General features: G+C 37.8%; 24 protein-coding genes and 2 pseudogenes. 20 read left to right on the top strand and 6 right to left on the bottom strand.

Translation table 11 applies throughout. The features are described 5' to 3' along the window. Nucleotides 1-248 precede the first annotated feature (248 nt). Nucleotides 249-1,223 carry a GMP reductase gene (gene guaC / locus ACEN4I_RS05635; protein ID WP_407102326.1) on the bottom strand — a complete coding sequence of 325 codons (975 nt, stop codon included), beginning with the start codon at nucleotides 1,221-1,223 and terminating at the stop codon, nucleotides 249-251. A 279-nt stretch (nucleotides 1,224-1,502) separates the two neighbouring features. On the opposite strand from guaC, the gene ACEN4I_RS05630 reads away from it, so the two are divergent. The 8 genes and pseudogenes from ACEN4I_RS05630 to ACEN4I_RS05595 all read left to right on the top strand — a co-directional run bounded on the left by ACEN4I_RS05630 (nucleotide 1,503) and on the right by ACEN4I_RS05595 (nucleotide 8,130). Continuing rightward, complete coding sequence (locus tag ACEN4I_RS05630) at nucleotides 1,503-2,039, top strand: AAA family ATPase (RefSeq protein ID WP_407096402.1); 537 nt, start codon at nucleotides 1,503-1,505, stop codon at nucleotides 2,037-2,039. Between the two features lie 378 nt (nucleotides 2,040-2,417). Further along, entirely contained in the window at nucleotides 2,418-2,747 is a 330-nt protein-coding gene (locus ACEN4I_RS05625) for a MarR family winged helix-turn-helix transcriptional regulator (protein WP_407096403.1), read from the top strand. Nucleotides 2,748-2,798: 51 nt separating this feature from the next. Beyond that, nucleotides 2,799-3,424: pseudogene (locus ACEN4I_RS05620) on the top strand (SDR family NAD(P)-dependent oxidoreductase). 148 nt (nucleotides 3,425-3,572) lie between these two features. Further along, nucleotides 3,573-4,358, top strand: coding sequence for a hypothetical protein (locus ACEN4I_RS05615; RefSeq protein ID WP_407102325.1), 786 nt, complete (start codon nucleotides 3,573-3,575; stop codon nucleotides 4,356-4,358). A gap of 163 nt (nucleotides 4,359-4,521) precedes the next feature. Beyond that, the gene (locus ACEN4I_RS05610) at nucleotides 4,522-5,130 is read left to right on the top strand and encodes a hypothetical protein (protein ID WP_407096405.1); all 609 of its coding nucleotides are present in this window, start codon (nucleotides 4,522-4,524) and stop codon (nucleotides 5,128-5,130) included. Between the two features lie 22 nt (nucleotides 5,131-5,152). Continuing rightward, the gene (locus tag ACEN4I_RS05605; RefSeq protein WP_407102324.1) at nucleotides 5,153-5,791 is read left to right on the top strand and encodes a copper homeostasis protein CutC; all 639 of its coding nucleotides are present in this window, start codon (nucleotides 5,153-5,155) and stop codon (nucleotides 5,789-5,791) included. A gap of 217 nt (nucleotides 5,792-6,008) precedes the next feature. Next, nucleotides 6,009-6,794 (top strand): serine hydrolase, encoded by a 786-nt coding sequence (locus ACEN4I_RS05600; RefSeq protein ID WP_407096407.1) that lies wholly within the window; start codon nucleotides 6,009-6,011, stop codon nucleotides 6,792-6,794. A gap of 169 nt (nucleotides 6,795-6,963) precedes the next feature. Further along, a complete protein-coding gene (locus tag ACEN4I_RS05595; protein WP_407102323.1) occupies nucleotides 6,964-8,130 on the top strand; it encodes a cation diffusion facilitator family transporter in 1,167 nt (388 codons plus the stop codon). 106 nt (nucleotides 8,131-8,236) lie between these two features. Here ACEN4I_RS05595 and ACEN4I_RS05590 read toward each other — a convergent pair whose 3' ends face one another. Continuing rightward, nucleotides 8,237-9,124 (bottom strand): fructose bisphosphate aldolase, encoded by an 888-nt coding sequence (locus ACEN4I_RS05590; RefSeq protein WP_407096409.1) that lies wholly within the window; start codon nucleotides 9,122-9,124, stop codon nucleotides 8,237-8,239. Between the two features lie 270 nt (nucleotides 9,125-9,394). Between ACEN4I_RS05590 and glpK the strand changes: the two genes are divergently transcribed. From glpK to ACEN4I_RS05570, 4 genes are all read left to right on the top strand, one after another. Continuing rightward, nucleotides 9,395-10,915, top strand: coding sequence for a glycerol kinase GlpK (gene glpK, locus ACEN4I_RS05585; RefSeq protein ID WP_407102322.1), 1,521 nt, complete (start codon nucleotides 9,395-9,397; stop codon nucleotides 10,913-10,915). A 42-nt stretch (nucleotides 10,916-10,957) separates the two neighbouring features. Beyond that, nucleotides 10,958-12,616, top strand: coding sequence for an FAD-dependent oxidoreductase (locus ACEN4I_RS05580; protein WP_407102321.1), 1,659 nt, complete (start codon nucleotides 10,958-10,960; stop codon nucleotides 12,614-12,616). 37 nt (nucleotides 12,617-12,653) lie between these two features. Then, complete coding sequence (locus tag ACEN4I_RS05575) at nucleotides 12,654-13,379, top strand: MIP/aquaporin family protein (RefSeq protein WP_407102320.1); 726 nt, start codon at nucleotides 12,654-12,656, stop codon at nucleotides 13,377-13,379. Between the two features lie 553 nt (nucleotides 13,380-13,932). Then, a complete protein-coding gene (locus ACEN4I_RS05570; RefSeq protein WP_407102319.1) occupies nucleotides 13,933-15,387 on the top strand; it encodes an MFS transporter in 1,455 nt (484 codons plus the stop codon). Nucleotides 15,388-15,438: 51 nt separating this feature from the next. Here ACEN4I_RS05570 and dhaM read toward each other — a convergent pair whose 3' ends face one another. Genes dhaM through dhaK form a run of 3 tightly spaced genes read right to left on the bottom strand, consistent with a single transcriptional unit; the run spans nucleotide 15,439 to nucleotide 17,405 of the window. Continuing rightward, nucleotides 15,439-15,813 carry a dihydroxyacetone kinase phosphoryl donor subunit DhaM gene (gene dhaM / locus ACEN4I_RS05565; RefSeq protein WP_407096414.1) on the bottom strand — a complete coding sequence of 125 codons (375 nt, stop codon included), beginning with the start codon at nucleotides 15,811-15,813 and terminating at the stop codon, nucleotides 15,439-15,441. After that, nucleotides 15,806-16,399: a dihydroxyacetone kinase subunit DhaL gene (gene dhaL, locus ACEN4I_RS05560; protein WP_407096415.1), complete on the bottom strand. Its 594-nt coding sequence runs from the start codon at nucleotides 16,397-16,399 to the stop codon at nucleotides 15,806-15,808. The genes dhaM and dhaL overlap by 8 nt, the downstream gene beginning before the upstream one ends. Before the next feature lie 16 nt (nucleotides 16,400-16,415). After that, on the bottom strand, nucleotides 16,416-17,405 hold the full coding sequence (dhaK, locus tag ACEN4I_RS05555) for a dihydroxyacetone kinase subunit DhaK (protein ID WP_407102318.1): 990 nt from the start codon (nucleotides 17,403-17,405) through the stop codon (nucleotides 16,416-16,418). A 242-nt stretch (nucleotides 17,406-17,647) separates the two neighbouring features. On the opposite strand from dhaK, the gene ACEN4I_RS05550 reads away from it, so the two are divergent. From ACEN4I_RS05550 to ACEN4I_RS05540, 3 genes are read left to right on the top strand one after another with little or no spacing between them, the layout of a single operon-like run. Continuing rightward, nucleotides 17,648-18,697: a DUF6930 domain-containing protein gene (locus ACEN4I_RS05550; RefSeq protein WP_407096417.1), complete on the top strand. Its 1,050-nt coding sequence runs from the start codon at nucleotides 17,648-17,650 to the stop codon at nucleotides 18,695-18,697. 37 nt (nucleotides 18,698-18,734) lie between these two features. Then, complete coding sequence (locus ACEN4I_RS05545; RefSeq protein ID WP_407102317.1) at nucleotides 18,735-19,430, top strand: NAD(P)H-dependent oxidoreductase; 696 nt, start codon at nucleotides 18,735-18,737, stop codon at nucleotides 19,428-19,430. Between the two features lie 27 nt (nucleotides 19,431-19,457). After that, nucleotides 19,458-19,640: a hypothetical protein gene (locus ACEN4I_RS05540; protein ID WP_407102315.1), complete on the top strand. Its 183-nt coding sequence runs from the start codon at nucleotides 19,458-19,460 to the stop codon at nucleotides 19,638-19,640. Nucleotides 19,641-19,736: 96 nt separating this feature from the next. Here the strand turns inward: ACEN4I_RS05540 and ACEN4I_RS05535 are convergent, their stop codons facing one another. After that, entirely contained in the window at nucleotides 19,737-20,501 is a 765-nt protein-coding gene (locus ACEN4I_RS05535) for an IclR family transcriptional regulator (protein ID WP_407102313.1), read from the bottom strand. A gap of 753 nt (nucleotides 20,502-21,254) precedes the next feature. Here ACEN4I_RS05535 and ACEN4I_RS05530 point away from each other — a divergent pair. The 5 genes and pseudogenes from ACEN4I_RS05530 (at nucleotide 21,255) to ACEN4I_RS05510 (ending at nucleotide 24,740) form a co-directional block, all read left to right on the top strand. Further along, nucleotides 21,255-21,458, top strand: a complete 204-nt coding sequence (locus ACEN4I_RS05530; protein WP_407096421.1) for a hypothetical protein — start codon at nucleotides 21,255-21,257, stop codon at nucleotides 21,456-21,458. 54 nt (nucleotides 21,459-21,512) lie between these two features. Then, a pseudogene (locus tag ACEN4I_RS05525) lies at nucleotides 21,513-23,231 on the top strand (glycoside hydrolase family 3 protein). 591 nt (nucleotides 23,232-23,822) lie between these two features. Further along, the gene (locus tag ACEN4I_RS05520) at nucleotides 23,823-24,131 is read left to right on the top strand and encodes a DUF6442 family protein (RefSeq protein WP_407102312.1); all 309 of its coding nucleotides are present in this window, start codon (nucleotides 23,823-23,825) and stop codon (nucleotides 24,129-24,131) included. Between the two features lie 15 nt (nucleotides 24,132-24,146). Further along, nucleotides 24,147-24,356 carry a helix-turn-helix transcriptional regulator gene (locus tag ACEN4I_RS05515; protein WP_407102311.1) on the top strand — a complete coding sequence of 70 codons (210 nt, stop codon included), beginning with the start codon at nucleotides 24,147-24,149 and terminating at the stop codon, nucleotides 24,354-24,356. 120 nt (nucleotides 24,357-24,476) lie between these two features. After that, the gene (locus tag ACEN4I_RS05510; RefSeq protein ID WP_407102310.1) at nucleotides 24,477-24,740 is read left to right on the top strand and encodes a DUF896 domain-containing protein; all 264 of its coding nucleotides are present in this window, start codon (nucleotides 24,477-24,479) and stop codon (nucleotides 24,738-24,740) included. Nucleotides 24,741-24,868 lie beyond the last annotated feature (128 nt).

The raw sequence follows: 24,868 nt of genomic DNA, 5'->3' as shown, positions 1-24,868 counted from the left end.
CTTTAGACGAGTTGCGCGCGGCAGATTGCACGTCGATAAGCTGAAAAGGGTCTGTTAGGAAAGTTCACCTAACTGACCCTTTTCTTCTTATAGCCGGTAATCTAAACGCCGCGCTCCACTCTCTCTATCTAAGACGAGCTGCACAGAGCAGACCACATGTCTATAAGCCGAAGCAGTCCTGTTGATAAAAAGCACCAACTGGACTGCTCCTTCTTATAGCCAGTGGTCTGAACGCTCTGTTCCGCTCTCTAGCGGTCTCCGTTAAAGATTGAGTTTTTAACCAGTACGTAGTCTACTTTACGGATGGCTTCGAGATCTTTTCCGCCAGCGTATGAAATAGAGGATTGTAAGTCTTGTTTCATTTCAACTAAGGTATCTTTGATGCTGCCTTTGTGTTCAAGCATGATTTTCTTACCTTCGACGTTTTTGCGTTCGCCTTTTTGGTATTCAGAAGCACTACCAAAGTATTCTTTGTATTTTTTACCGTCTTTTTCAATCGTGTGTCCTGGAGATTCTTCGTGACCTGCAAATAATGAACCGATCATGACCATTGAAGCACCAAAACGGATTGATTTAGCGATGTCACCGTGATCACGGATTCCACCATCAGCAATAATCGGTTTGCGCGCAGCTTTAGCACACCAATTGATAGCCGCTAATTGCCAACCGCCAGTACCGAATCCAGTTTTTAATTTCGTGATACAAACTTTCCCAGGACCCACGCCGACTTTTGTAGCGTCTGCTCCAGCATTTTCCAATTCACGAACAGCTTCTGGAGTACCTACATTTCCAGCGATCACAAATGATTCTGGCAAATGTTTTTTGATGTGTTGGATCATATCGATAACCGATTGTGAATGACCATGAGCAATATCAATCGTGATATATTCTGGGATCAATGCTTTTTCAGCTAATTCTTCGATAAATGAATATTCGTTTTGTTTTACTCCTACACTAATAGAAGCAAAAAGACCTTTAGCGTGCATTTTTTCAATAAATGGGATACGGCTGGCTTCATCAAAGCGGTGCATAACATAGAAATAATTGTTGGCCGCTAATTTTTCAGCTAATTCTTCATCAATAACAGTTTGCATATTCGCCGGAACAACAGGCAATGCAAATGTATGGTTTCCTAAAGTAACAGTAGTGTCGCATTCTGAACGACTTCTTACAATACTTTTATTAGGGATCAATTGAACGTCTTCGTAATCAAAAATTTTCATGATTATTCCTCGTTTCTTTATTTAGTGTTGCTCTATTAGCACACAAAAAAACACGAACTTTTAAAGATTTGCATCTAATTAAAATTCGCACCTAGAACAATTTACACTATATTTATTCTTTTGTCAAAGGAAAAACGCAGAAAAAAACTGGTCTCTTCCTGTTTACAGATGGATTTGCCATAATCTCTTCTTTTTTGATTTTTAATATAAATTAATCAACCTTTCAAGTCTTTTTTGGTACAATAAAAACACTATCGAGAAATAACAAGGAGGAAGGAAATGCCAAGTCAGAAAAGGATTTTGGTTTTAGTTGGACCGAGCGGCAGCGGGAAATCAACCGTGAGTGATTTGCTGGTCGAAAAAGGTATCCCTAAATTGGTAACGTCAACGACAAGAAAGCCGCGTTTAGGAGAAGAGAATGGAATCCATTATTATTTCCGAACCAACGAACAAATGAAGGAAGAACCGTTTATTGAACAAACTTTTTATGCTGAGAATATTTATGGTTTATCTGTGAGAGAAGTCGAAAGCAAGTTGAGAAAGTACGACACAGTGCAAGTGACCTTAGATAAAAATGGCGCTCGTGTGATGAAGGAACAATTTGCAAAGGAAACGAAAGTGATCTTTTTTCAAATTACCGAAGAAGAAATGATAGAACGTATGAAAAATAGAGGCGATACTTTAGAATCCATTGAAAAGAGAATCGATTTCTGTCAAGCAACTAAAGAGCTGGAATCGCCTGAAGATACAGATTTAATTATTTCCAGCGGAACGCCCCAAGAGATTACCCAACAAATTCTGGATGAATATCATTAAAGTTATTTCAAGCAGGAAATACAGACAGAATACCTGCAAAAGTAAAACATTCTTTAGAGCATAAAGATGGCTATCAAAGTGACGTATGGATGTGAAAAGAAATAGGGTATTAGAGGCAGGGGAATGTATAAAGCATTCATCTGCTTCTAATTGCATATGTGCCAATATGGAACCTCAAAATATAGGACAAATAATTTAATTTAGCTAGATACTTCTAAATTAAATTGTTTACATAGAAACAATTGAGTTATAAAGGAGGGTCAACCAGTCTGAAGTTCCTAACAATCATTGCTCTACTGTTATTTTGTAAGCGTATTTAGTTGACCGTGGAAACTGGTCAAAATTAGTACGCAGGTTATAGCTTCATAGGAGGTTTAAATGGAGAATGCAACGAATATTTTCAAACTAACTCATATGATTGAACAGGTAATCAATGGAAATATTGTTCGATTTACTAAAGATTTTTCTTATCCTATTGGCATATCAACCATTAGTGTTTTAAGTAAGATAGAAGCCAAAGGTCCGGTAAAGCACATTGACTTGACTGAACCATTAGGGTATTCCAAAAGTACGAGTACAAAAATGGCAGAAAAACTGGCCAAGCTTGAATTGGTAAAACGGATGTATGATAAGAATGATTGTAGAGCGATTTATTTAGAAATTACTCCTAAAGGTACGGAAGCACTGAAAGAAGCTAGGGTTTATTGAAATAACATTAAAAAATAAAAATGATTTTATTACTGGAACTGGAGTTTTTTTATGGCTCGTTTAGAAGAAAAAGTTATCATTATTACTGGTGCTGCTCAAGGTATGGGTGAGTCTCATGCAAGACGCTTTATTGCAGAAGAGTGGGCTGCTGTTGTTGCTAAAACGGAAGAAACATTTGGACCAGTGGATGTCTTAGTCAACAATACGGGCATCACAATGGCAAATCTCTACTAGACACAACGGAAGAAGATTACCGCCGCATTGTGGAGATCAATCAAGTTTCTGTATTCTTAGGAATGAAAACAGTGGTTCCGTCTATGCAAAAAGCCGGTGGCGGTTCTATTGTGAATATCTCTTCTATGAACGGTATCGTTGGGGGAGCTGTTGGCTATACTGATACTAAATTTGCTGTTCGCGGTTTGACAAAAGCTGCTGCAAGAGAATGTGCCAATTATGGTATCCGTGTTAATTCAGTGCATCCAGGTGTGATTGCAACTCCGATGGTGGTTCAAGAAGATACAAAGGCTGTTATAGAGGCTTTTGCAAAACAAATTCCATTGAAAAGAGTTGCTCAGTCTGAGGAAGTAACCAACCTTGTATTGTATTTAGCTTCTGATGAATCCAGCTATTCAACAGGTTCTGAGTTTATTGTAGATGGCGGATTAACTGCTTATTAATGTAGACTCTCCAACAAACAAAATAGTAATTTTATAACTATCGGTGAAAAAGCAGCGAAGTCTTTCGGTGCTTTTTTGACGATTACCAGTAAAAAGTTTGCTATACTGGATTGGAATTCAATTAGAAAAAAAGTATGAGGAGAAAAAAATGGATAAAAATACCATTAAACAGTTAACAAAAAGAATGAAGAAATTCAGAACATGGACAGAAGGAACGTTTATCAATCCGATTTCTTACCGTGTAAATGGAAAATTGTATTATATGACAGGATTTACTAAAGGTGGAGAAAGTGTAGGGACAGCTTATTTTACTTTGGATGGAGAAGAAGTGAAAGCTGAAGCTTACGAAGCACAGACATACTTGTCTACATTTGCCGATATCAGCAAAAATATTTTTTCTATTGGAGAAGACCACTTGAAAATCGATCTAGATTATTATACGCTTCCTTTAGCGATTCCTGTGGATAGTGAACTATCAGAGGTCATTGCAGGACATCAAGCCTACCAAAAACTGTGGGAGTGGCACCAGGAATACAATCAATGCATTTTAGAATACAAGGACTATTATGAAAAAGATGTATTGATTCGGGAAGAGATTACCGTAGACGATGTTAGAAAGACACAAAAAACAGCTGCGATAGTCAATCTGTACCAATACGATACGCTCAAATTGTTATTGGAAAAAAATGCTGAAATAGAAGCCTATGTAGCGTATTTAGAAACTACTGCAGAATGGAAGAAGTTGACTAAAAATCAACGGTATTTTGTTAAAGAACTAACAAAAAATAAAGAAAGATTGAAGAATAGTCTACATACGTTAGATTTAATTGAAGCTGAAAATCGTGAAGAGATGCTGCAGCTGAATTTCGATTACGGAGTTAAAATAAATGTCGAGCAAATGATAGGGCAGCAACAATATATCCGTTACCCTTAATAAAATAAGCCTAAAAACGACGAATAATCGTCGTTTTTTTGTGCTCGCGTCACGAAAAAATTGTGCTATACTAAAATTTAGATGTAGAGAACAGAACGCATCGAATAAGCAGTACATAATCAGTAGTAAGATACTATCATAGAATGAAAAACAGAGGGGAAAAATGAAAATTTACTTGCTTTTAACGGATACAGGAACTGTTTTGAATACAGCGATTAAAAAATATACACGTAAACCTTACAATCATGCCTCTTTAGCTTTAGACAATCAGTTGACTCAAGTTTACAGTTTCGCAAGAAAGAATGTCTATAATCCGTTTTTTGGAGGTTTTGTTCGAGAAGATGTGACAGCACATCTATTAAACGAAGCTTTTTGTGAGCTCTACAGTTTAGAGGTCACGCCACTGCAATACAAACAGCTGCAGTTTATGATGAGTCAATTTGAGAAAGACAAAGACAAATATAAGTACAACTTTTTAGGCCTGTTAGCGATCGTGCTGCACAGAGACTTTAATCGTGACAATGCTTATTTTTGCTCACAATTTGTAGCTCATGCACTGAAAGAAGCCGATATTCAGCTGCATGATAAAGCTCCGCACCTGACGACACCGGATGACTTTAGACAACTTGAACAAGTCGAATTGATTTATGAAGGAACGGTTCAGGAGTATTTAGTCAAAGAAAATCCTATGTTTGATTTTTCTCGAGAAGCTGGTTTAACAGGAACACTACATCATTTTTATAAGCTTTGCCAAAAACGGTTAGTAGGATAATCAAAAGGAACGAGGAGATAGTATGTTAAAAGAAGTCTGCGTAGAAAACTTCACCAAGATTCCTAAAGCTATTCAACAAGGAACCGATCGAATTGAACTGTGTGATAACTTGGCTGTTGGGGGAACAACGGTCAGTTTAGGTGTAATGGAACAAGCAATAGCTTATTGCAAAACCAAGGCGGTTCCGGTTATGGCCATCATCCGTCCTCGTGGCGGTAATTTTGTATATGACGATATCGAAAAGGCTATTATGCTGCGAGACATTCAACTGGCTCAACATGCTGGGGTTCATGGCATTGTTATTGGAGCTTTAACGGAAAAGAAAGAGCTGGACAAAGATTTTTTACGTCAAGTCGTTAAGTATGGCGGTTCCATGGAGAAGACATTCCATATGGCATTTGATGAGATTGCGGAAGATTTTCAGCAGAAAACTATCGATTGGTTATGTGACGCAGGCTTTTCACGTATTTTAACACACGGAGGTCCTTTGACTACTCCGATTGAAGAGCATTTTGTCAAATTAAGAGAAGGGATCAATTATGCTGGAGACCGGATCATTATTTTGCCCGGTGGAGGAATCACGCAAGATAATTTAGAAGAAATCCAACAAGAATTAGCGGTGCAAGAAGTACATGGCACAAAAGTCGTTGGAATATTATAAGCAGGAAAGTGGCCGTTAAAGGAATGCGGTCACTTTTTGTTGCCCTAAGTTAGTAAATTGAGCGATGACTAATCAGTGGCTTTTAAGACAAGAAAGCTATATGATGATAGTGAGGAAACAACAGGTAAAATGCAGTCAGAGTAATGGTTGTGTCAGGAAGAACTTCGTTAGGTAGCTAAATAGGAACACCTAATTTCTGTGAAAGCGAGGGATCTTTATGGAATGGGAAAAAGAACTCATTGCTGTGAACAAGCAGTATACGCCCTTAGACACTAAAGGCTTGATGGTCTCAGTAGGGGATAAAATGGTAACGTGGCAAGCAGAAAAGCTGTTTACAGCAGCGAATCTGACCAAGTTGCCCATCTATTTATTTTACTATGAAAAAGCTGTTCGTGGGCAAATGGATCTGCTGGAAGAAATCATTGTACCAACGGAAAGACGGATCGCAGGCAAAGGGGTACTGCATTTACTGCCCCGAATCGAAAAATGGACCATAGAAGATTTGCTGACAATGATGATCGCTGTTTCAGATCATGAAGCGACCAACCAATTGATCGCCCATGTTGGGCTCAGAACGATTCAAGAATGGATCGAAACAAAAGAATGGAAAAAAGATGTGAAGCTAAGACGTTACTTGATGGATTATGCTTCTGGCTTGACCAATGAAATCTCTCCTAAGGGAGCCATTGCAGTGATGAAAGACATCATTCAATTAGGAGAACAGAATCTGGAGTGGCAAGAAAAAATTGAATTTCCTTTAGTAAATCAACAATTTCGAAACGGATTGCCTGGATCATTAACCGAAAAAAATATCCCTATTCTGGAAATATTAAATAAAACAGATGAAGACAACACTGTCTTGCATGATGTGGCTTTATTCCGCTACAAAGACAAGAAAGTGTATATCGCAGCTCTTGCTATGGACGTCCAAGATGAAGCTCAAATGTATGCTTGGATGCAGGACATCGGAAAATTGATCTTCCAGAAAATCGAAGAACGCTGAATGTGGTCTAAGTTTGACAACAGTTAAAGAATGAGAACTTTTGGGTTACTAAAAGTTCTCATTCTTTTATTGTTGTTAAAAAGGAACCATCTGAGCTGAAAAATGACGTGAAAAATTCGATTCTTTTGTTATAATGGACGAATACTATATTTTAGGAGTCTTGTAAACGATGAAAAAATGGATAGATTATTACCTTAATCAGCAGCTAAAAAAAGGGAGTCGTTCTCAGATTGGGATTTTCTCTGGTAAAATAGGCTTATTTTCCAACCTGCTTCTCTTTCTGTTTAAATTAAGTGCAGGCTGGATATCTGGAAGCGTCTCTATTATAGGAGATGCAATCAATAGCGTGGCAGATTTCGCGTCCTCTATCCTTACATTATTTGGTTTTCATATGGCTGCCAAACCTGCAGATAAAGAACACCCATACGGTCACGAACGTTCTGAATACATCATCGGACTAATGGTTTCCATCGGGATCATGTTTGTGGGATTTCAATTTTTATTAACTTCCATTCAACGCATCTTGAATCCAGAGCCTTTATCCACGACACCGCTTGTTTTTATCCTGTTGATAGTCTCAGTGATGATAAAGGTGTGTCAGGGGTATTTCTATAAGCGAGTAGCAAATACGATCCATTCCAATGCTATTGAAGCAGCGGCTCAAGACAGTTACAACGATGTTTACACCACATTGGTTGTGTTAGGTGCCTCCATCGTAGAAGTTCTTTTTGGCTGGCAAATAGACGGTTATGCTGGTACATTGATTGCGGTGTATATTTTATACAATGGAATCCAAATCATACGCGACTCAATTGATGACTTGCTTGGTCCAAGACCAAATGAACAAGAAATAGAAAAAATCACGCAGTTTTTAGACAATTATACGGCTATCGTGGGTTACCATGATTTACTGCTCCACCATTATGGCCCAAACAAAACATTTGCTACTATTCATATCGAGATCGATGACAGCTGGAGTTTGACAGAAGCCCATCGCGTAATCGATACTATTGAAAAAGAATTTAAAGAACAGTTAGAGGTAGAGTTGGTGTGTCATTTGGACCCGATCGCAATCCAGAATGAGGAACAAACGAACATTTACAAACAAGTCAAACGCATCTTGCAATCCTATCAACTGAATCTTAAGTTCCATGATTTTCGTGTGGAAGAAAAAAATGGAACAGCTATTATTCGTTTTGATTTAGTAGTTCCTGATAATATTGAAAAGACTACTAACCAAGCCCTCCACGCCTCTATCCAAAAGAAAATCCAAGAAGAAGTCGGAGCCTATGAAGTAGCCATTGAATTTGATCGCCTGTACTTGCTGAAAAAGTAACTCATTCAATAGAGTACTTTTAAAGAAAAGAGCAAAGCTTGTTTCATCCTACAGTAAAAGCCCTTTCCACTACTGACTAGTGAAAAGGGCTTTTATTGGTTTTAAATTAAGAAACAGATGCATCATAAATTTCTTGAATAGAATCTTTTAAGATCGCATCAAATTCTTCTTCCGATTGATTAGCGTATAGTCCTTCAGATAGAGCACGAGAGAAGCTGGCAATCAAGCCGGTGTTGTTTTTCAATTTTTCGTTGGCTTCTTCGCGCGGATAACCTCCAGACAAAGCCACTACTCGCAGAACGCGAGGATGTTCGATCAATTCTCTATAAAAATCAGCGACTGTTGGAATAGATAACTTGATCATCACATTTTGAGAGTCATCCAGTTGATCCAAGTACGTTAAGAGTTCTTCTTTCAAAAGACTTTCGCATTTTTCTTTGTCTTCACTGTAAATATTGACTTCTGGTTCAATAATCGGCACTAAACCGGCATTGAGAATTTGTTTTGCTGTTTCAAATTGTTGGTCTACTACTTGATGGATGCCGTCTCTATTGGGTTCTTTGATAACAGAGCGCATTTTCGTACCAAAAATATTTCGTTCGTTTGCGCGTTTCAATAAGTCATCTAAAGTTGGATTGGGCTTCATTAATTGAACGCCTTCAGCTTCTTCTGCCAAACCTTTATCGATTTTCAAGAAAGGGACAATGCCTTTTTTATCCCATAAATAATCTGCTGTATAGTCATCTTCGATCTTACGGTCCATAGTCTGCTCAAAAAGAATAGCCCCTAGTATCGAATTTGAATTAAATGATGGAGAGGTAATAATACGTGTTCTCATTTCATGGACAAGATCAAACATTGTATCTTCATCAGAATATGAATTTTCATCCACACCGTAAAGTGCTAAAGCTTTCGGCGTACTTCCACCACTTTGGTCCAGTGCAGCGATAAAACCTTTGCCATTTTTGATAATGTCTACCTGTGCTTTATTCACGATATTTTCAGCTCCTTGTTTTTTTTTTGAAAAAGTTGTTTATCGAATGGATATTGATTTCAACCGTTAACTTCTTCATATAGATTATAACAATGAAACACTAAATCGTAAAAAGATAACCATTATGACTCATTTGTGACAGAGAAAAAAACTTTTCCTAATAAGAAGGTTATTATTTTACTCCTTAAATAAAGAACGTTATAGTAGTTTTAAAAGTAACTGCTTACATTTTAAAAGAATGTAAGCGAAAAAAATTTAGGAGGCAAGAGAATGGAAAAGAAATATGTCATGTCGATCGACCAAGGAACGACCAGTACCAGAGCTATTATTTTTGATAAGGAAGGGAACCCGAAATGGACCTTCCAAAAAGAGTTTACTCAATATTTTCCTGAACCAGGTTGGGTAGAACATGATGCAAATGAAATCTGGATCTCTGTGTTGACGGTTATTGCCGGTGCTTTGATCGAGTCAGGACTTAGACCCGGTGAAATCGATAGTATCGGAATCACCAATCAACGGGAAACTACCGTGGTGTGGGATAAAGAAAATGGCCGCCCAATCTATCATGCAGTGGTGTGGCAATCAAAACAAACCAATGATATTTCTACAAAGTTAAAAGATGACGGCTACACAGATATGATCCACAAAAAAACTGGTTTAGTGATCGATTCTTATTTCTCTGCTACTAAAGTTAGATGGTTGTTGGATAAAGTTGAAGGAGCTCAAGAAAGAGCTGAAAAAGGTGAATTGTTATTTGGAACGATCGATACATGGCTTGTTTGGAAGCTGACTGGCGGTGCTGTTCATGTTACCGATTATTCTAATGCCAGCCGTACGATGATGTACAATATTTATGACTTAGAATGGGATAAAGAGATTTTAGAAATTTTAAATATTCCTGAAGCTATGCTTCCTGAAGTAAAATCTTCTTCTGAAGTTTACGGAAAAACCATCGCAGAGCATTTCTATGGAGAGCAAGTTCCGATAGCAGGAATTGCGGGGGACCAACAAGCTGCACTGTTTGGGCAAACAGGATACGAAAAAGGTATGGTCAAAAATACCTATGGTACAGGTGCGTTTATTATTATGAATACCGGAAAAGAACCTATCAAATCTAAAAATGGACTGTTAACTACCATTGCTTACGGTTTGAATGGAGAAGTAACTTATGCTTTAGAAGGAAGTATTTTTGTAGCTGGATCTGCTATTCAGTGGCTTCGTGATGGTATGCGTCTGTTCAGATCATCTCCAGAATCAGAAGAATATGCTAAAAAAGTAGATACTACGGACAATGTTTATGTTGTCCCAGCCTTTACAGGATTAGGTGCCCCTCACTGGGATCAAGATGCACGTGGTGCAGTCTTCGGAGTTACACGTGGAACAACCAAGGAACACTTTATCAGAGCTACTTTGGAGTCGTTAGCTTATCAAACAAGAGACGTAATCGATACGATGAATAAAGATTCTGGCATCGAAACAACGACTATGCGCGTTGATGGTGGAGCAGCAAACAATGATTTCTTGATGCAATTCCAAGCGGATATTCTGGATGTAACGATCGAACGTTCTAAAGTGAGTGAAACTACAGCATTAGGTGCTGCTTATCTAGCAGGGTTAGCAACTGGATTTTGGAACAGCCAAGAAGAAATCAAAAAATATTGGGAAAAGAACGCTACATTCGAATCCAAAATGGATGCTGAAAAACGTGAAGACTTATATGCAGGATGGCAAAATGCTGTTGAGGCTACAAAAGTCTTCAAACACAAACCGTTAAGAAAAAGCGAAGACTAAACTATGAAACACGACGTTGTTCTTTAAGGAGGTTATGGAAACATGGCATTTTCAGGAAAGACTCGTCAAGAAAATATAGAAACCTTGAAACAGACACAACTAGATTTATTAATCATCGGTGGAGGAATCACCGGGGCAGGTATCGCGTTGGAAGCTGGAGCAAAAGGCATTTCGAATGGATTGATTGAAATGCAAGACTTTGCTGCAGGAACAAGCAGTCGTTCTACGAAATTGATTCATGGCGGCTTGCGTTATTTAAAGCAATTTGAGGTTGAATTGGTAGCGGATGTATCTCAAGAACGAGAAATCATCTACAATAACGCGCCTCATATTGTCCAACCAGCTCCAATGACGCTTCCGATCTATGATGAACATGGAGCTTCATTTGATTCTTTTTCAGCAAAGGTGGCGTTAAAACTTTATGATGAGCTTTCGGATGTGCAGGAAGAATACAAACATTACTTTTTGGATCGAGAAGAGACCTTAAGTAGAGAACCAGCTCTGAATAAGGAAGGGTTATTGGAGTCCGGTGTTTATTTGGATTACACTTCTGATGACGCTCGTTTAACGCTTGAATTATTGAAAAAAGCCCATGAATACGGTTCTGTCATTGCAAATTATGTTCGAGCTCTCGCTTTTATTTACGATACAGAGAATCAAATATGTGGAGTGAAAGCAGAAGATGTACTGACTGGCGAAGTATTTGAGATTCAAGCGACCGTGGTGATCAACGCCACAGGACCTTGGTCAGACACGATAAGAAAAATGAGTTTGCCGGAAACAGAAAGTCGAATGCGGCCCACGAAAGGTGTTCATTTAGTAGTGGACAAGAACCGATTGCCTGTAAATGGACCTATTTATACTGATACTGGTTTACAAGACAATCGTATGATATTTATTGTTCCAAGGCGTAACAAAACGTATTTCGGCACCACAGATACGGATTATCAAGGGGATATCGCTGATCCTCAAGTGACCGATGACGATGTAGAGTATCTGCTCAAAGCTGTAAACCAGCGTTTTCCAGAAGTTCATTTGACCAAGGAAGATATTGAAGCTAGTTGGGCAGGGTTAAGACCTTTGATCAGTGAAGGAAAAGGCAAAGACCCTTCTGCGGTATCGCGCGGAAGTTCTTTGAAAGAAGCAAACGATGGATTATTGACAATTGCTGGAGGCAAATTAACGGATTATCGCCGAATGGCCGAGGGTTCAATCAAATTGATCGAAAAACGCTTGAAAGAAAAAAACAGCAAAGAATTTCCAGAAGTAGAAACGAAAACGATCAAGCTTTCTGGCGGGAATGTTCCATTAGGTGGTGGCTTTGGAGAGTATGTAGAAGAGCTCTCTGCTAGAGGTGCGAAGTTAGGATTGTCCAAATTAGAAGCCGCACGATTAGTAGAGTGGTATGGTTCAAATGCAGAGATCATATTTAATGAAACGGAGCCGTTTACTGAATTATACGGACTAAATCACGGAGAAGGTTTATCACTGAAGTATTCTTTAGAAAACGAAATGACTTTGACTCCCACTGATTATTTTTCTCGCAGAACAGATACACTATTGTTTGATCATCCTCATTTACAGGAAATCAAAGAGCCGGTAATCAAAATCATGGCTGATTTTTATCACTGGGATGAAGCAACAAAGAGGAAGATGAGTGACGAGTTGGAAGATATGATACATGAAGTAAATCGGTCTTAATTATTCAAACTATGGAATTGAAAGAGAGGGAAAGAGAATGGACACAACTTTATGGCAACAGTTGATTGGAGAATTTATTGGAACAATGATTTTAGTGTTACTAGGGGACGGTGTTGTGGCGGGCACTGTATTAAATAAAACAAAAGGATTTAATACAGGTTGGCTGATGATCACATTAGGTTGGGGACTAGCGGTTACAATAGCTGTTTTCTCATCAGGATTTTTAAGCCCGGCGCATATTAACCCAGCAGTAACATTAGGAATGGCTATAGCAGGAGAATTTAGCTGGGATTTAGTATTGCCTTATATGGGTGCACAAATATTAGGAGGTATTGTTGGAGCAGTACTCGTTTGGATTCACTATATGCCTCACTGGAAAGCAACAGAAGACTCTGAAACAATCCTTGGTGTTTTCTCAACAGGTCCGGCAATTAAAAGTCCAATTTCCAATATCGTTAGTGAAGCTATCGGTACGGGTATGTTAGTATTTGGATTATTGGCTTTCACACAAGGTGAATTTACAGATGGATTAAACCCGATCGTAGTTGGTTTATTGATCGTATCTATTGGACTTTCATTAGGGGGGACAACAGGATATGCTATCAATCCAGCCCGTGACTTAGGTCCAAGAATCGCTCACCAAATCTTGCCGATCGCCAATAAAGGCGACTCTGACTGGGGATACGCATGGGTTCCCATCGTAGGACCATTAGTCGGAGCAGCAGTAGCCGCGTTATTATACCAATTATTACCATTAGGATAGAAAGTTAAGCAAGGCGTTAAAAAAATATAAACGACGAGAATTAGGTGTTCTTTACCTAACTCTCGTCGTTTATATTTCAGTAGGATAAGCAGCGCGGGCTGAATTGTGCAACGCGTAAAAGGAAGGCGGTCAGCTAATATTAAAAAGAAACCTGACAGGGAGAAACATTTCCTGTCAGGTTTCTTTTTAACGATGAAGTGCAGAGAATTAACATCAACTAGGCCGCCTAGATGATGAAGTTTACAACTTGAATACCGAGACTATTTCTTTCTCGATAAAGTTCCAAACTAAAACTCGACTACTAAACTAACTGGTAAAAAAATTCTTTTAGATTTTTGAAGTTTTTAAAAATAGCGCTATCATTGATAAAGCAACGTTTTGATTGTGTTTCTGTGCACAAGAAAGACATATTTTATTCAAAAAAATAAAAAAGCGGATTCTTTTTTGAGATATTAATCTTGTAAAGGGTTTCCTTTGATGATGCTATGTATTACATTGTGATACTACAAAACAAAAGTATTCTATAACACTCACAAAGGAAAGAGGAAATAAAATGGCAAAAGAAAGTTATGTAGAAGAAAATAGTACTTTAGCTACAGCGGCAAAAAAAGATGTACGTCCTTTCGGGATGAAGGATAAAATCGGATATATGGCAGGGGATATGGCCAACGATATGTTCTTTATATTTGCTAGTTCGTTCTTGATGGTTTACTATACAAATGTTTTAGGGATTAGCGGAGCAGCAGTCGGAACTTTATTCTTAGTAGCACGAATTGTAGACGCTTTTACAGATATTGGGATGGGACGCATCGTTGATACTTTTAAACCGGCAAAAGATGGCAGATTCAGACCATGGATACGTCGGGTAGCTCCATTTGCAGTTATTGGTGGTTTTTTGATGTTTGTTTATGTCGTAAAAGATTGGTCTATGCCAGCTAAAATGATTTACGTTTATGCAACTTACTTATTTTGGGGTAGTTTTTGCTATACTGGTATCAATATTCCTTATGGTTCAATGGCTTCAGTTATTAGTGACAAAGCAGAAGAGCGTGCGGCTTTATCTACATTCCGTAGTGTTGGAGCAAGTATTGCATCTATCGTTATCTCGTTTGCTGTTCCATTAGCTGTTTATACAACCAATAGTTCTGGTAATCAAGTGATTATTCCTGAACGCTTTACAATGGTTGCTGGTGTATTTGCTATTATTGCTTTAGTATTGTATGCGCTTTTGTACTTCTGGTCTACGGAAAGAATCCAACTCCCGGAAAAAGATGCTTCTGAAACTGAGTCGATGGGTGAGCAAATGAAAACCATCGTTAAAGGATTGACAACGAATAGAGCCTTATTGGGAATCATTACTGCGGCCATTTTCTTATTGTTGGCACAATTGTTAGTAGGTTCAATGAATGCTTACCTATATACAGTTTACTTTACGAATACTTCAGGTCTTGCTATTGCGGGTGTTCTTGGAACGGTAGGGATATTATTGCTGGCTCCATTTGCAAGTAAAATCGCTGCACGTTTTGGGAAAAAAGAATCCGGTACAATCGCTTTGATCTTCAGTGCTGTAATGTATGGAATTTTATTCTTCTTAAAACTGGATAATGTATGGGCTTTCTTAACATTTTCATTCTTAGGGAACTTAGGTATGAACTACTTCAACATCATTATCTGGGCATTTATCTCCGATATCATTGACTTCCAAGAAGTACGTACTGGCAATCATGAAGACGGAACGATTTATGCAGTTTACTCTTTCTCTCGTAAAATTGGACAAGCATTTGCTGGTGGATTAGGGGGCTTTGCATTGACGGCTATTGGCTTTGTTTCTGGTGCAGCTGCTCAATCACAAGCAGTAGCAGATAATATTTACCGAGTGGCAACTGGAGTTCCTGCATTGGGTTACTTGATGGTAGCTCTTGCTTTAGCCTTCATCTATCCTTTAGGCAAAAAACAAGTGGAAGAAAACACACGTATCTTACAAGAACGTCGTGCAGCTGGGGAATAAGATATAAAAAAATAGGCTGTCTCAGTTGAGATAGCCTATTTCTTTATAGCGTTATTTCACTTTCAATTCAGCTAATTGTTTATCGATATCTTCCAGAGGAACTTCCACTTGCAAGAGAGAAGCTGCTGTATACGCACTTTCAATAAACGCTGTATCGTATAATGTGATATTTTTGTCTGAAGTTTCAATCGCCATTTCCAGATTCATTTTAGCACTGCCAAGATCGTAAAATGCGATGATCGTATCTTCTTCAAATTCTTCCACAGCTGCAGAAATCTTGTCGAAACTAGTTCCCACTTCGCCATCTTCTGTACCGCCAGCAGGTTTGATTGTGACATCAGCTGCTACTTGGCTTAATAGTTTCGTTAAGCCTTGCGCCACTTCTTCAACGTGTGAAACCAATAAAATACCAATTTCTTTACCCATTGTATACACCCGCCTCTAGCATAGTTTTGAAAAGATAGCTGCTGGACATGGCGCCTGGATCTAAATGACCAACGGAACGATCGCCTAGGTAAGAGGCCCGGCCTTTAGTAGCTTTCATTTGTTCTGTTTTCGCTGCAGCTTCTTCAATGATTTCGGTGGTTAAGGAATTTTCTTTGACAGCGTCTACTATCGGAATCCATTCGTCGACCATGGTTTTTTCTCCAGCGACAGCTTTGCCTCGTTTCTGAATACCATCTAAACCGGCTTCCAATAATTCAGCTAAATCTAGTCCGTCATTGTCCTTGCTGGCTTTAGCCATACTGATAAAAGCAGATCCATATAGAGGACCTGAAGCTCCGCCGATTTTGCTGACGAAAACCATACCGATGTCTTTTAACAAATCAGTTAAAGCTTCATATTCATTATCTGCTAGTTTCTCTTTCAACGCAGCAGCCCCGCGAGCTAAATTGTTGCCGTGATCTCCGTCACCAATTGCGGTGTCCAGTTCACTTAGATAAACTTTATTTTCTTGTAGTTGTTCAATAAATAGATCCATCCATTTAGTTACATTTTCAATTGAAAGCATATTGTGAGCTCCTTTCTTACCAAGCGATCGTTGTCACTGGTGCGTTTAAATAATCTAACCATTTTGTATCTTCTAATTTGACTAAAGTAACGGAGAGTCCAGCCATATCAATAGAAGTCATGTAATCGCCAACTTTTTTAAAGGGCAGTTTTAAACCATCTTGTTCTAATAATTGATGGACATCATTTGTGAAAACGAATTGTTCCATTAATGGAGTAGCACCCATTCCGTTAATCAACAGAGCATACTCTTCATCAGCGGACCATTGGAATTCTTTCTTCAATTGCTTCACTAATTCAGCTGCCAAGTCTTTTGAAGGTTGCAGTTTTTCTCGGCGGTAACCGGGTTCACCATGAATACCCACGCCAAATTCAATCTCATCGTCTGCTATATCAAATCCAGGTTTACCTACTTCAGGGTTAGTAGCTGGTGTTAAAGCAACTCCGATAGACTTGATAGCGGGAACTAATTTGTCCGCTAAAGATTTGATTTCTGTCAGAGAGGCACCTTCTTCTGCAGCGGCACCAAGAATTTTATGGACTAATACAGTACCTGCGATTCCGCGTTTTCCTGCAGTGTAGGTGCTGTCTTCAACTGCAATGTCGTCATCAACAACCACGAAATCGACAGGAATGTCTTCCATGTCTGCCAAGTCTTTAGCCATTTCAAAATTCATGATATCGCCCGAGTAATTCTTAACGATCATAAAGACGCCGTTTCCTTCATCACTGGCTTTAACGGCTTCTAGAATTTGATCTGGGGTAGGAGAGGTGAAGACTTCTCCGCATACAGCTGCAGACAACATACCTTTGCCTACGAAACCAGCGTGTGAAGGTTCGTGACCACTACCACCACCACTAACCAATCCTACTTTTCCATTTTGAGACTGTTTGCGATGAATCACGTTTGTTTCAGGTAAACGTTCAATTAATCCGTCGTAAGTAAAAACCATCCCTTTGATCATTTCATCGACGACTGCGGATGGTTCATTAATGATTTTTTTCATGACTCTTCCTCCCATTTCAATATAGTTCATTTCATCTCTATTGTAACCGTTTGCTCGGCAAAGGACAAATAGTAACTTGGAGATGATTTGACAAAAAAGCTTGAGAATAAAGTTGTAGGATAAGGTAATTATTGAGATAATGAAATAGAGCTAAACTTGCAACAAGTGAAGATAAATTAAGCTTACAACAAATAAAGAAAAGTGACGAGAAATTTAACTTCGTTCTACAGGGGGTGTGTCAAATGAAAGAGGAGACCAAAATATTTCAATTAGCTAAAGACCTCTATCAAGCCGCGTTTTGGGAAGATTATTGGGACACAGACATTTTAGCTTTACAGTTTCCAAGTAGAACTGAGCCTGTTTTTATCTCTATTTTAGGAAAAAGCGATGGCAATTATGGATTTCTTTTTTACCGTAATTTAGAAGAATTAAGGTATTATTTTGAAATGGCAAAGCAGACTCAAATAAGAGATTTGGAAACCTCGTTAGATTTTTTGCTCCTGCAAAAAGGCATCTCTTTAATGTATGAAAATCGTTCAGATTTAGAAAAAGAAGATTATGATAGAATAAAAAGCAGTGGTGTTGTATTTAGAGGAAAAAAAGCTTGGCCAGTGTTGATTGATTATAAACCAGGTTTTTATCCTGACGATGTTGATCCAATCGAAATACCATTTGTGATTGAAATAATGGAAAAATTGTTGAAGATGGGACACGACTTCCGCTCTAAGTTGGATGTATACGACACGGAAGAAAATAAAGAGAGGGTATTTTTACGTACATACCAAAAAAATGGAAAGTATAAAGATGATTTATTTTCCGTTCCGCTGACTGTTTTACAAGGTACAGCTGTTCAAGTGTATGAAAAGCAAGAAATTAAAATAACCGATTTTGAGATGAGACGGGCAGAATCTTTAAAGATCGGCAGCTCTATTTGGGAATTGGAATTAAATTATGTCGCTTTGCCAGTAGAAAATGAAGCAACTGAGCGGCCTCGTTTTTCTGTCATGTTGATGGTTGTGGATGCCAAAAGCACCGAGATCGTACTGGGTGAACTGGTTGAATTTGATGAAATCGAGCGTATTCAGCGCCTTTTTCTTAAAGCTTTAGTTGCTACTAATGTAAAACCGCCAACTATAGTAGTGAATATTGGTCGTTACAAACAGATTTCCGGAATATTTGGGGAGATGTTGAGTAAATTAGGCATTGGATTGACACCCGTGTATAAATTGCCTTTGATTTCTGTGGTGCAAAAGGATATGGTAGACTTTTTTGACGAGATTGAAAACACGTAGCATCATTCATTCAATACATGGAGGGGATAATAAACAGATGAAGACGTTGGTGATTATTTCGCATCCTGAGATAACTGAATCGGGAACCCAGCAATTTTTGTTGAGCTCGATTGCAGATAATGACACAGTAGAAGTACATCATTTAGAAGGAATTTATCCCGATAGAAAGATAGATGTGCTTGCTGAACAGAAGTTGCTGAAAGAGTATGACCGTATCGTATTTCAATTTCCATTCTACTGGTACAGTTCTCCGCCGATGCTGAAGCAATGGCAAGATGAAGTATTGACGGATGGATTTGCTTATGGAAAAAACGGACATCAATTAAAAGGGAAAGAGTTCGGATTAGTGCTGTCGATTGGGGTAAGAGAAGCTGAATACCAAGCTGGTGGAAGAGAAGCGTTCAGTATCCACGAATTGACGAAACCTTTTCAAGCCATGGCAGTTAAAACAGGAATGTCCTATTTGAAATCCTTTTTGATTTATCAATTTTCTTATATGATAGAAATCCAAAAGATGACCTTGCTGATCGAATACCAACAATTTTTAACTCGAGCAGCTGATGATAGCTTGCTGACGAGAGAAAATTGGTTGATAGATCAATTGTTGAAGACTGATAAAGAAACGCTAGCTCCTGGTGATGAAGTGATTTTACAACACGCGGTAGAAGCTATTGAAGAGAATCGGGATACGATAGATGGTTTAAAGATGGTTTTAGATGAGATGAACGGGTAAGAAAACCAATAAATTGGAGAGAAGAGTATGGATCAAAATGAGTGGATAGTGGAAGAATTGGAACGTGTTTTTCAAAATAGTCGCGACTACAAACAAAAAGCTCTGATTGCTGCGACTCAACAATTGATCAAAGAAGAAGCTTTGCGCGTAACGCAAATGGAAGGGGAACTTGATGGAACCCTTTGGAGTCCAAGAAATTGGAGTGAGTAGCGGGGTATTTTAAGTATTTTATAAAAAAAGCGGTCAAACCGATTGAAACAACTCGGTTTGACCGCTTTTTTATAGTGAACCACAACGTTTCTCTCGTTAGAAATGTCCTAATAAACTGGAAATCTTACGAGTGGTTTCGACAATTTTTTGGATGTAAATATCTTTATTTTTTACTTCCGAAAGCGGCAAGGAGATGCTGATAGCTCCTGCAGATAAATCCTTGTAGCTCGCAAATGAAGCCCCTATACAAACGATGCCATACTCATTTTCTTCATTGTCTATCGCGTAACCTTGTTGACGAACAGTATCGATTTCTGCTAAAAAGTCTTCAAGATTTGTGATGGTATGAGTAGTTTTAGGCTGGATGTCAACTTGATTCCAATAGTCAACAATAGCGCTATTGGTTTTAGTAGCTAAAATAGCTTTTCCGACAGCTGTGACATACATAGGTGCTTTTTTACCAATTCTGGAATGCATCCGAGTTTCGGAATCTTGAGAATCGTGTTTATCTATATACAATACTTCGTTATCATCCTCAATGACCAAATGAACGGTTTGGTTGATTTCTTGAGATAACTGACGAATCATACTTTTAGCAACATTTAAAAAATCTATATTTTGTACTCTTCTATTTCCTAATTGAAATAATTTTAAAGAAATACGGTATTTTTTTGTAGTTGCATCTTTTTCAATATATCCATTTTCAAGTAAAGAGTTCACTAAGCGATGTGTAGTTGCTTTATGCAGCTGCACTTTTTCACTTATTTCCATTAGACTTAAATTGTCATAATTGGAAAGAATCTCCAAAATAGATAAAGCTCGATCTATGGTTTGTACTTTACCTGGGGAATTATTAGCCATATTATTACTCCTTTAAAAAATTATGGGTTGCTGTTTAACCGGTTCCAAATCTTAACAAGTTTTATTATATGAGATAACTTTTCAATGTACAAGTTGATGGAAAGAAATAAACGTAAATTTTGAAACGAATAATTCTACATTTGAACTAATTGTGACAATAAGAGGTAATATCAGACTAGAATAAATACAACTAGACCTCTTGTATACTTTTTCGGATGAAAAACCTTGTCTTATATTGTGAAAAAATAATTAGTATAAAAGATGGACAAGAGAAAACGTTGTTATTCATAGTACATAACTAAAGAAAACCATTATACAAGATAGTAAAGTACGATTAACAGAATTTAGAATAATTTTCTGCTAATTTGTTCAAAACAGCACAATAAAGTGAAAAGACGTTCTCTCTCAAACTGCTAACATATGTAAATTTTCTATACCAATTAAAATAGGGATAAAGAAATCGGAACTCTGTAAAAGCTGAAAAAACATTGAAAAATGAGAAATTAATGAAAAAATACGGCAAAATGTTTCGTAAAACCGAAAGTTGTTTCATAATGTGGAACTAGATGCTGAAGTATGATACTTTTTTTATGCGAAGTAATCTACAAAAGTCAATTGAAAGCGATGGCATATTGTTAAAATGACCTGAATAAGTTCAATCGAGTTTGTAAGAGAAGCACAATATTAGTTAGAGGTGGTAAGGAATAAAGTAAGAATGCTGGATGCAATGGATACGCAGATGACGAAGTATTAATGGTTGGAGATGCTCCTGGAGATCTTTCTGCAGCGCTTAAAAACAGTGTCTTGTACTACCCGATTTTATTTGGAAAAGAATCCTTCTCTTGGAAACGTTTATCAAGTGAAGCAGCTCCACGCTTTACAAATAAAACCTATACAGGCGAATACCAAGATTCAGTTATTCAAGAATTTGATGAGTTATTGAAACAATATTCTTAATTCGAAGTAAAGTTTTGACCGAAACTGTAATTACTTTAAGGAGGATTCAATAAAATGGCGAAAGTAGATTTAACAGCAAAACCGTACAACTTAAACGAAGAACAAATCAAATGGGTAAACGACACAATCGCTGGCATGTGAGACGAAGAAAAAGTTGGACAATTGTTCACGAACTTATTCTTTTTCGGAGAAGATAAATTCAGCGGGAACACGTTGACGAATAAAGAAATCTTAGAAAAATACCACATTGGAGGAGCACGTTACCAAGGTGGTACGGCTAAACAAGTTCAAGAATTGATCAACTCGCTACAAAAAGATACGAAAATTCCTTTATTAGTAGCTGCTAACTGTGACGCAGGTGGTAACAGAGCTGCTAATGATGGTACGTATATTGCTTCTGGAGCACAAGTTGAAGCTTCTGGCGATACTACAGTGGGATACAATGCGGGATACGTTTCAGGACGTGAAGAAGCTGCAATGGGAGTAAACGTCAACTTTGACCCATGTGTGGATATCTTGAAAAACTGGAGAAACACGATCGTTAACACTCGTGCTTACGGTACGAACGCAGACGACGTGATCAAATACACTAACGCTTACCTTGAAGGTTTAGACCAAAGCGAAGTGATCAAATGTATCAAACACTGGCCTGGTGATGGTACTGAAGAACGCGACCAACATTTAGTATTAGGTGTCAATGAATTATCTGTTGACGAATGGGAAGATTCATTCGGACGCGTTTACCGCAACCACATCGACAATGGTGTTGAAATGATCATGGCTGGACACATTGCTTTACCGGAGTACCAAAAAGCTTTGGATCCAACATTGGAAGACAAAGATATCTTACCTGCAACATTAGCTCCTGAATTGATCGAAGACTTATTGAAAACTAAATTAGGTTTCAATGGTATGGTGATTACAGATGCTTCTCACATGTTGGGTATGACATCCGCTATGCGTCGTGAAGACTATGTTCCTAAAGCAATTGCTGCTGGATGTGACATGTTCTTATTCTTTAACGACATTGATGAAGACTTTGGATTCATGCTAAAAGGATACCAAAACGGTGTGATCACTGAAGAACGTATGACGGATGCTTTACAACGTGTTCTAGGATTGAAAGCTAAGTTAAACTTGCACACAAAACAAGCTGAAGGCACTTTATTAAAAGATGAATCTGAATTAGAAGTTGTTGGTAGCGAAGAACATTTACAAATGCGCGCTGATGCAGCTGATAAAGGAATCACTTTGGTAAAAGATACTCAAAACAACTTGCCGATCAGCCCAGAAACACATAAACGCATTCGTTTATACTTGCTTGAAGGTGAAAAAGGCGGAATCTACGAAGGTGGATCTGACGTAGCTCAAAAAATTACAGATGAGCTAACTTCTCGTGGATATGAAGTAACGTTAAACGATGGTTCTACACGTGTGAAAGGTAAAACGCTAGAATACCGTGAAAACGTTGATTTAGCTTTAGAAGTTTCTGATATTGTTGGTTATGGTGCACAAAACAACTACCGTATCCAATGGAGTACAGCAATGTCTAATGAAGTTCCTTGGTTCGTATACGAAGTACCAACTGTATTCGTATCTCTAAACTTCACGACTCATTTGCATGATGCAACAATGGTGAAAACATTTGTGAATGCATACCACAATAACGATGAAACAATCAAACAAGTCATCGACAAATTAGAAGGTAAATCAGAATTCAAAGGAACTCCAAACGAAAATGTTTGGGCTAATAAATGGCAAGCTAAACTATAATTAATTGCCTGTTTAAATTCTTTTCTTTCTTGCACGCACTCGACTAGCTTTGGCTAGTGGGGTACGTGTTTTTTTTGTATAGTTTTGGGATATTCATCTTCTAGCGTTAGTAAAGAAATTTCCTCCGGCCTACTGAGTTGCTTATGGTAAGTTAATGGACCGCAGTGAGCCGAAAAAAGTCTTAACCACCATATCTTTAAATTAGTTAACGGCATATGGTCCAAACCAGCTTCTCAACGACCATATCCTCAAACTCTTTAATCACATATGGTTCAAACCAACCTTTTAACTACCATATAATAAAAAAACCTCAACGATATGGTCCAACCTCCAATAAAAAGGCTCAATTGTAGCAATACACTTGGACGTAAGCCCGCAGTGTTTCCTTTTTTTTGCATCCTTTGTATGGCTATAAGCAACATCATATTCTTCCGGAAATTTCTAGAAATGCGTTTTTAAAAGGTTTAGATTAAAAAAACGTATTTTTTACTTACCAATGTCTAACGTTGTAAAACTTAATTTTGACAAGTTTACTTGTCAAATGTATAATTAACTTTGATAAGTAAACTTGGCAAAAATGGAGGAGAGAAAATGGATAAAGAGAAAATATTAGAGAAGTACCGCTCTGAAAAGAAAGACGAGGGAAAAGACTACGATAATGACTATTCAGACAACCAAGGTTTTTATGCTATGTGTTTTTTAGCAATACTGCTTATGACCTATCAAATTTTTAATGATTTGCCATTTGGAGACATTGCGGCACTCCTTTTTGCATTTATGGCTGTAGGAGGATTTTATAGGTATAAACTCAGAAAAGATAAAGGAGATTTATACTTTAGTCTATTCACTGGAATGGTAGGGCTGGCTTTTCTTATTTGGTATGTCGTACAAACTATATAAACTGGAGTAGTTATTATGGAAAAAGACGAATTAGTTTTAAAAAATACTATTAAACAGGCGAGAAAAGAAAAAGGTTTGTCTCAAAGAGAGTTAGCTGAAATCGTAGGAGTGTCCAGAAATACTATCAGCTCTATTGAAACCGGTCAATTTAATCCGACTGCAAAGTTAGCATTGATATTGTGTATTGCTCTAGATAAAAAGTTTGAAAGGTTATTTTATTTTTAACGGATGTGCCGACTTTATTCGGAAGGTATTTACTTTTAGTAAGTAAAATGATATGCTAAGTTAAATAAGAAGTCCTTCTTTAAAACTAAAATTTTACACATTAAGAAAGGAGCCAAAATAATGATTAGAGTATTGCCTCGTATTAATGAATTGGCTAAGAAAGCTAGAGTAAGTGGATTAACTAAAGATGAAAGAATAGAGCAAGCCACTTTAAGAGAGCAGTATTTGACTGTTATCAGGGGCTCCTCTAAAGAATTGCTTTTGAGCAGCACGGTAGTGGATATCCTAGGAAACGACGTTACGCCAGCCAAATTAAAACTGGCTCAAGGCAAACTGGATATCAAAGAAGAATGGCAAAAAAATCCCGATTCATTTTATGAATAAATAATGTCTACTGAATAATAAACTATGCTTATTCTGCTGCCTTTTACAACTAATGATTGATATAATAGATGCAAGGGTTTTTTATAGGATGTTAAACAAAACCTTGCACTTTTACTGAAATGAGGACA

It is taken from the genome of Desemzia sp. FAM 23990 (genome assembly GCF_045528485.1).
Taxonomy (GTDB): Bacteria; Bacillota; Bacilli; order Lactobacillales; family Carnobacteriaceae; genus Desemzia.
This window is presented reverse-complemented; position numbering and strand designations above follow the sequence as displayed.

Coding starts and splice junctions, on each gene's coding strand:
- guaC (WP_407102326.1), bottom strand. CDS start 1,223: ATGAAAATTTTTGATTACGAAGACGTTCAATTGATCCCTAATAAAAGT.
- ACEN4I_RS05630 (WP_407096402.1), top strand. CDS start 1,503: ATGCCAAGTCAGAAAAGGATTTTGGTTTTAGTTGGACCGAGCGGCAGC.
- ACEN4I_RS05625 (WP_407096403.1), top strand. CDS start 2,418: ATGGAGAATGCAACGAATATTTTCAAACTAACTCATATGATTGAACAG.
- ACEN4I_RS05615 (WP_407102325.1), top strand. CDS start 3,573: ATGGATAAAAATACCATTAAACAGTTAACAAAAAGAATGAAGAAATTC.
- ACEN4I_RS05610 (WP_407096405.1), top strand. CDS start 4,522: ATGAAAATTTACTTGCTTTTAACGGATACAGGAACTGTTTTGAATACA.
- ACEN4I_RS05605 (WP_407102324.1), top strand. CDS start 5,153: ATGTTAAAAGAAGTCTGCGTAGAAAACTTCACCAAGATTCCTAAAGCT.
- ACEN4I_RS05600 (WP_407096407.1), top strand. CDS start 6,009: ATGGAATGGGAAAAAGAACTCATTGCTGTGAACAAGCAGTATACGCCC.
- ACEN4I_RS05595 (WP_407102323.1), top strand. CDS start 6,964: ATGAAAAAATGGATAGATTATTACCTTAATCAGCAGCTAAAAAAAGGG.
- glpK (WP_407102322.1), top strand. CDS start 9,395: ATGGAAAAGAAATATGTCATGTCGATCGACCAAGGAACGACCAGTACC.
- ACEN4I_RS05580 (WP_407102321.1), top strand. CDS start 10,958: ATGGCATTTTCAGGAAAGACTCGTCAAGAAAATATAGAAACCTTGAAA.
- ACEN4I_RS05575 (WP_407102320.1), top strand. CDS start 12,654: ATGGACACAACTTTATGGCAACAGTTGATTGGAGAATTTATTGGAACA.
- ACEN4I_RS05570 (WP_407102319.1), top strand. CDS start 13,933: ATGGCAAAAGAAAGTTATGTAGAAGAAAATAGTACTTTAGCTACAGCG.
- dhaM (WP_407096414.1), bottom strand. CDS start 15,813: ATGGGTAAAGAAATTGGTATTTTATTGGTTTCACACGTTGAAGAAGTG.
- dhaL (WP_407096415.1), bottom strand. CDS start 16,399: ATGCTTTCAATTGAAAATGTAACTAAATGGATGGATCTATTTATTGAA.
- dhaK (WP_407102318.1), bottom strand. CDS start 17,405: ATGAAAAAAATCATTAATGAACCATCCGCAGTCGTCGATGAAATGATC.
- ACEN4I_RS05550 (WP_407096417.1), top strand. CDS start 17,648: ATGAAAGAGGAGACCAAAATATTTCAATTAGCTAAAGACCTCTATCAA.
- ACEN4I_RS05545 (WP_407102317.1), top strand. CDS start 18,735: ATGAAGACGTTGGTGATTATTTCGCATCCTGAGATAACTGAATCGGGA.
- ACEN4I_RS05540 (WP_407102315.1), top strand. CDS start 19,458: ATGGATCAAAATGAGTGGATAGTGGAAGAATTGGAACGTGTTTTTCAA.
- ACEN4I_RS05535 (WP_407102313.1), bottom strand. CDS start 20,501: ATGGCTAATAATTCCCCAGGTAAAGTACAAACCATAGATCGAGCTTTA.
- ACEN4I_RS05530 (WP_407096421.1), top strand. CDS start 21,255: ATGGTTGGAGATGCTCCTGGAGATCTTTCTGCAGCGCTTAAAAACAGT.
- ACEN4I_RS05520 (WP_407102312.1), top strand. CDS start 23,823: ATGGATAAAGAGAAAATATTAGAGAAGTACCGCTCTGAAAAGAAAGAC.
- ACEN4I_RS05515 (WP_407102311.1), top strand. CDS start 24,147: ATGGAAAAAGACGAATTAGTTTTAAAAAATACTATTAAACAGGCGAGA.
- ACEN4I_RS05510 (WP_407102310.1), top strand. CDS start 24,477: ATGATTAGAGTATTGCCTCGTATTAATGAATTGGCTAAGAAAGCTAGA.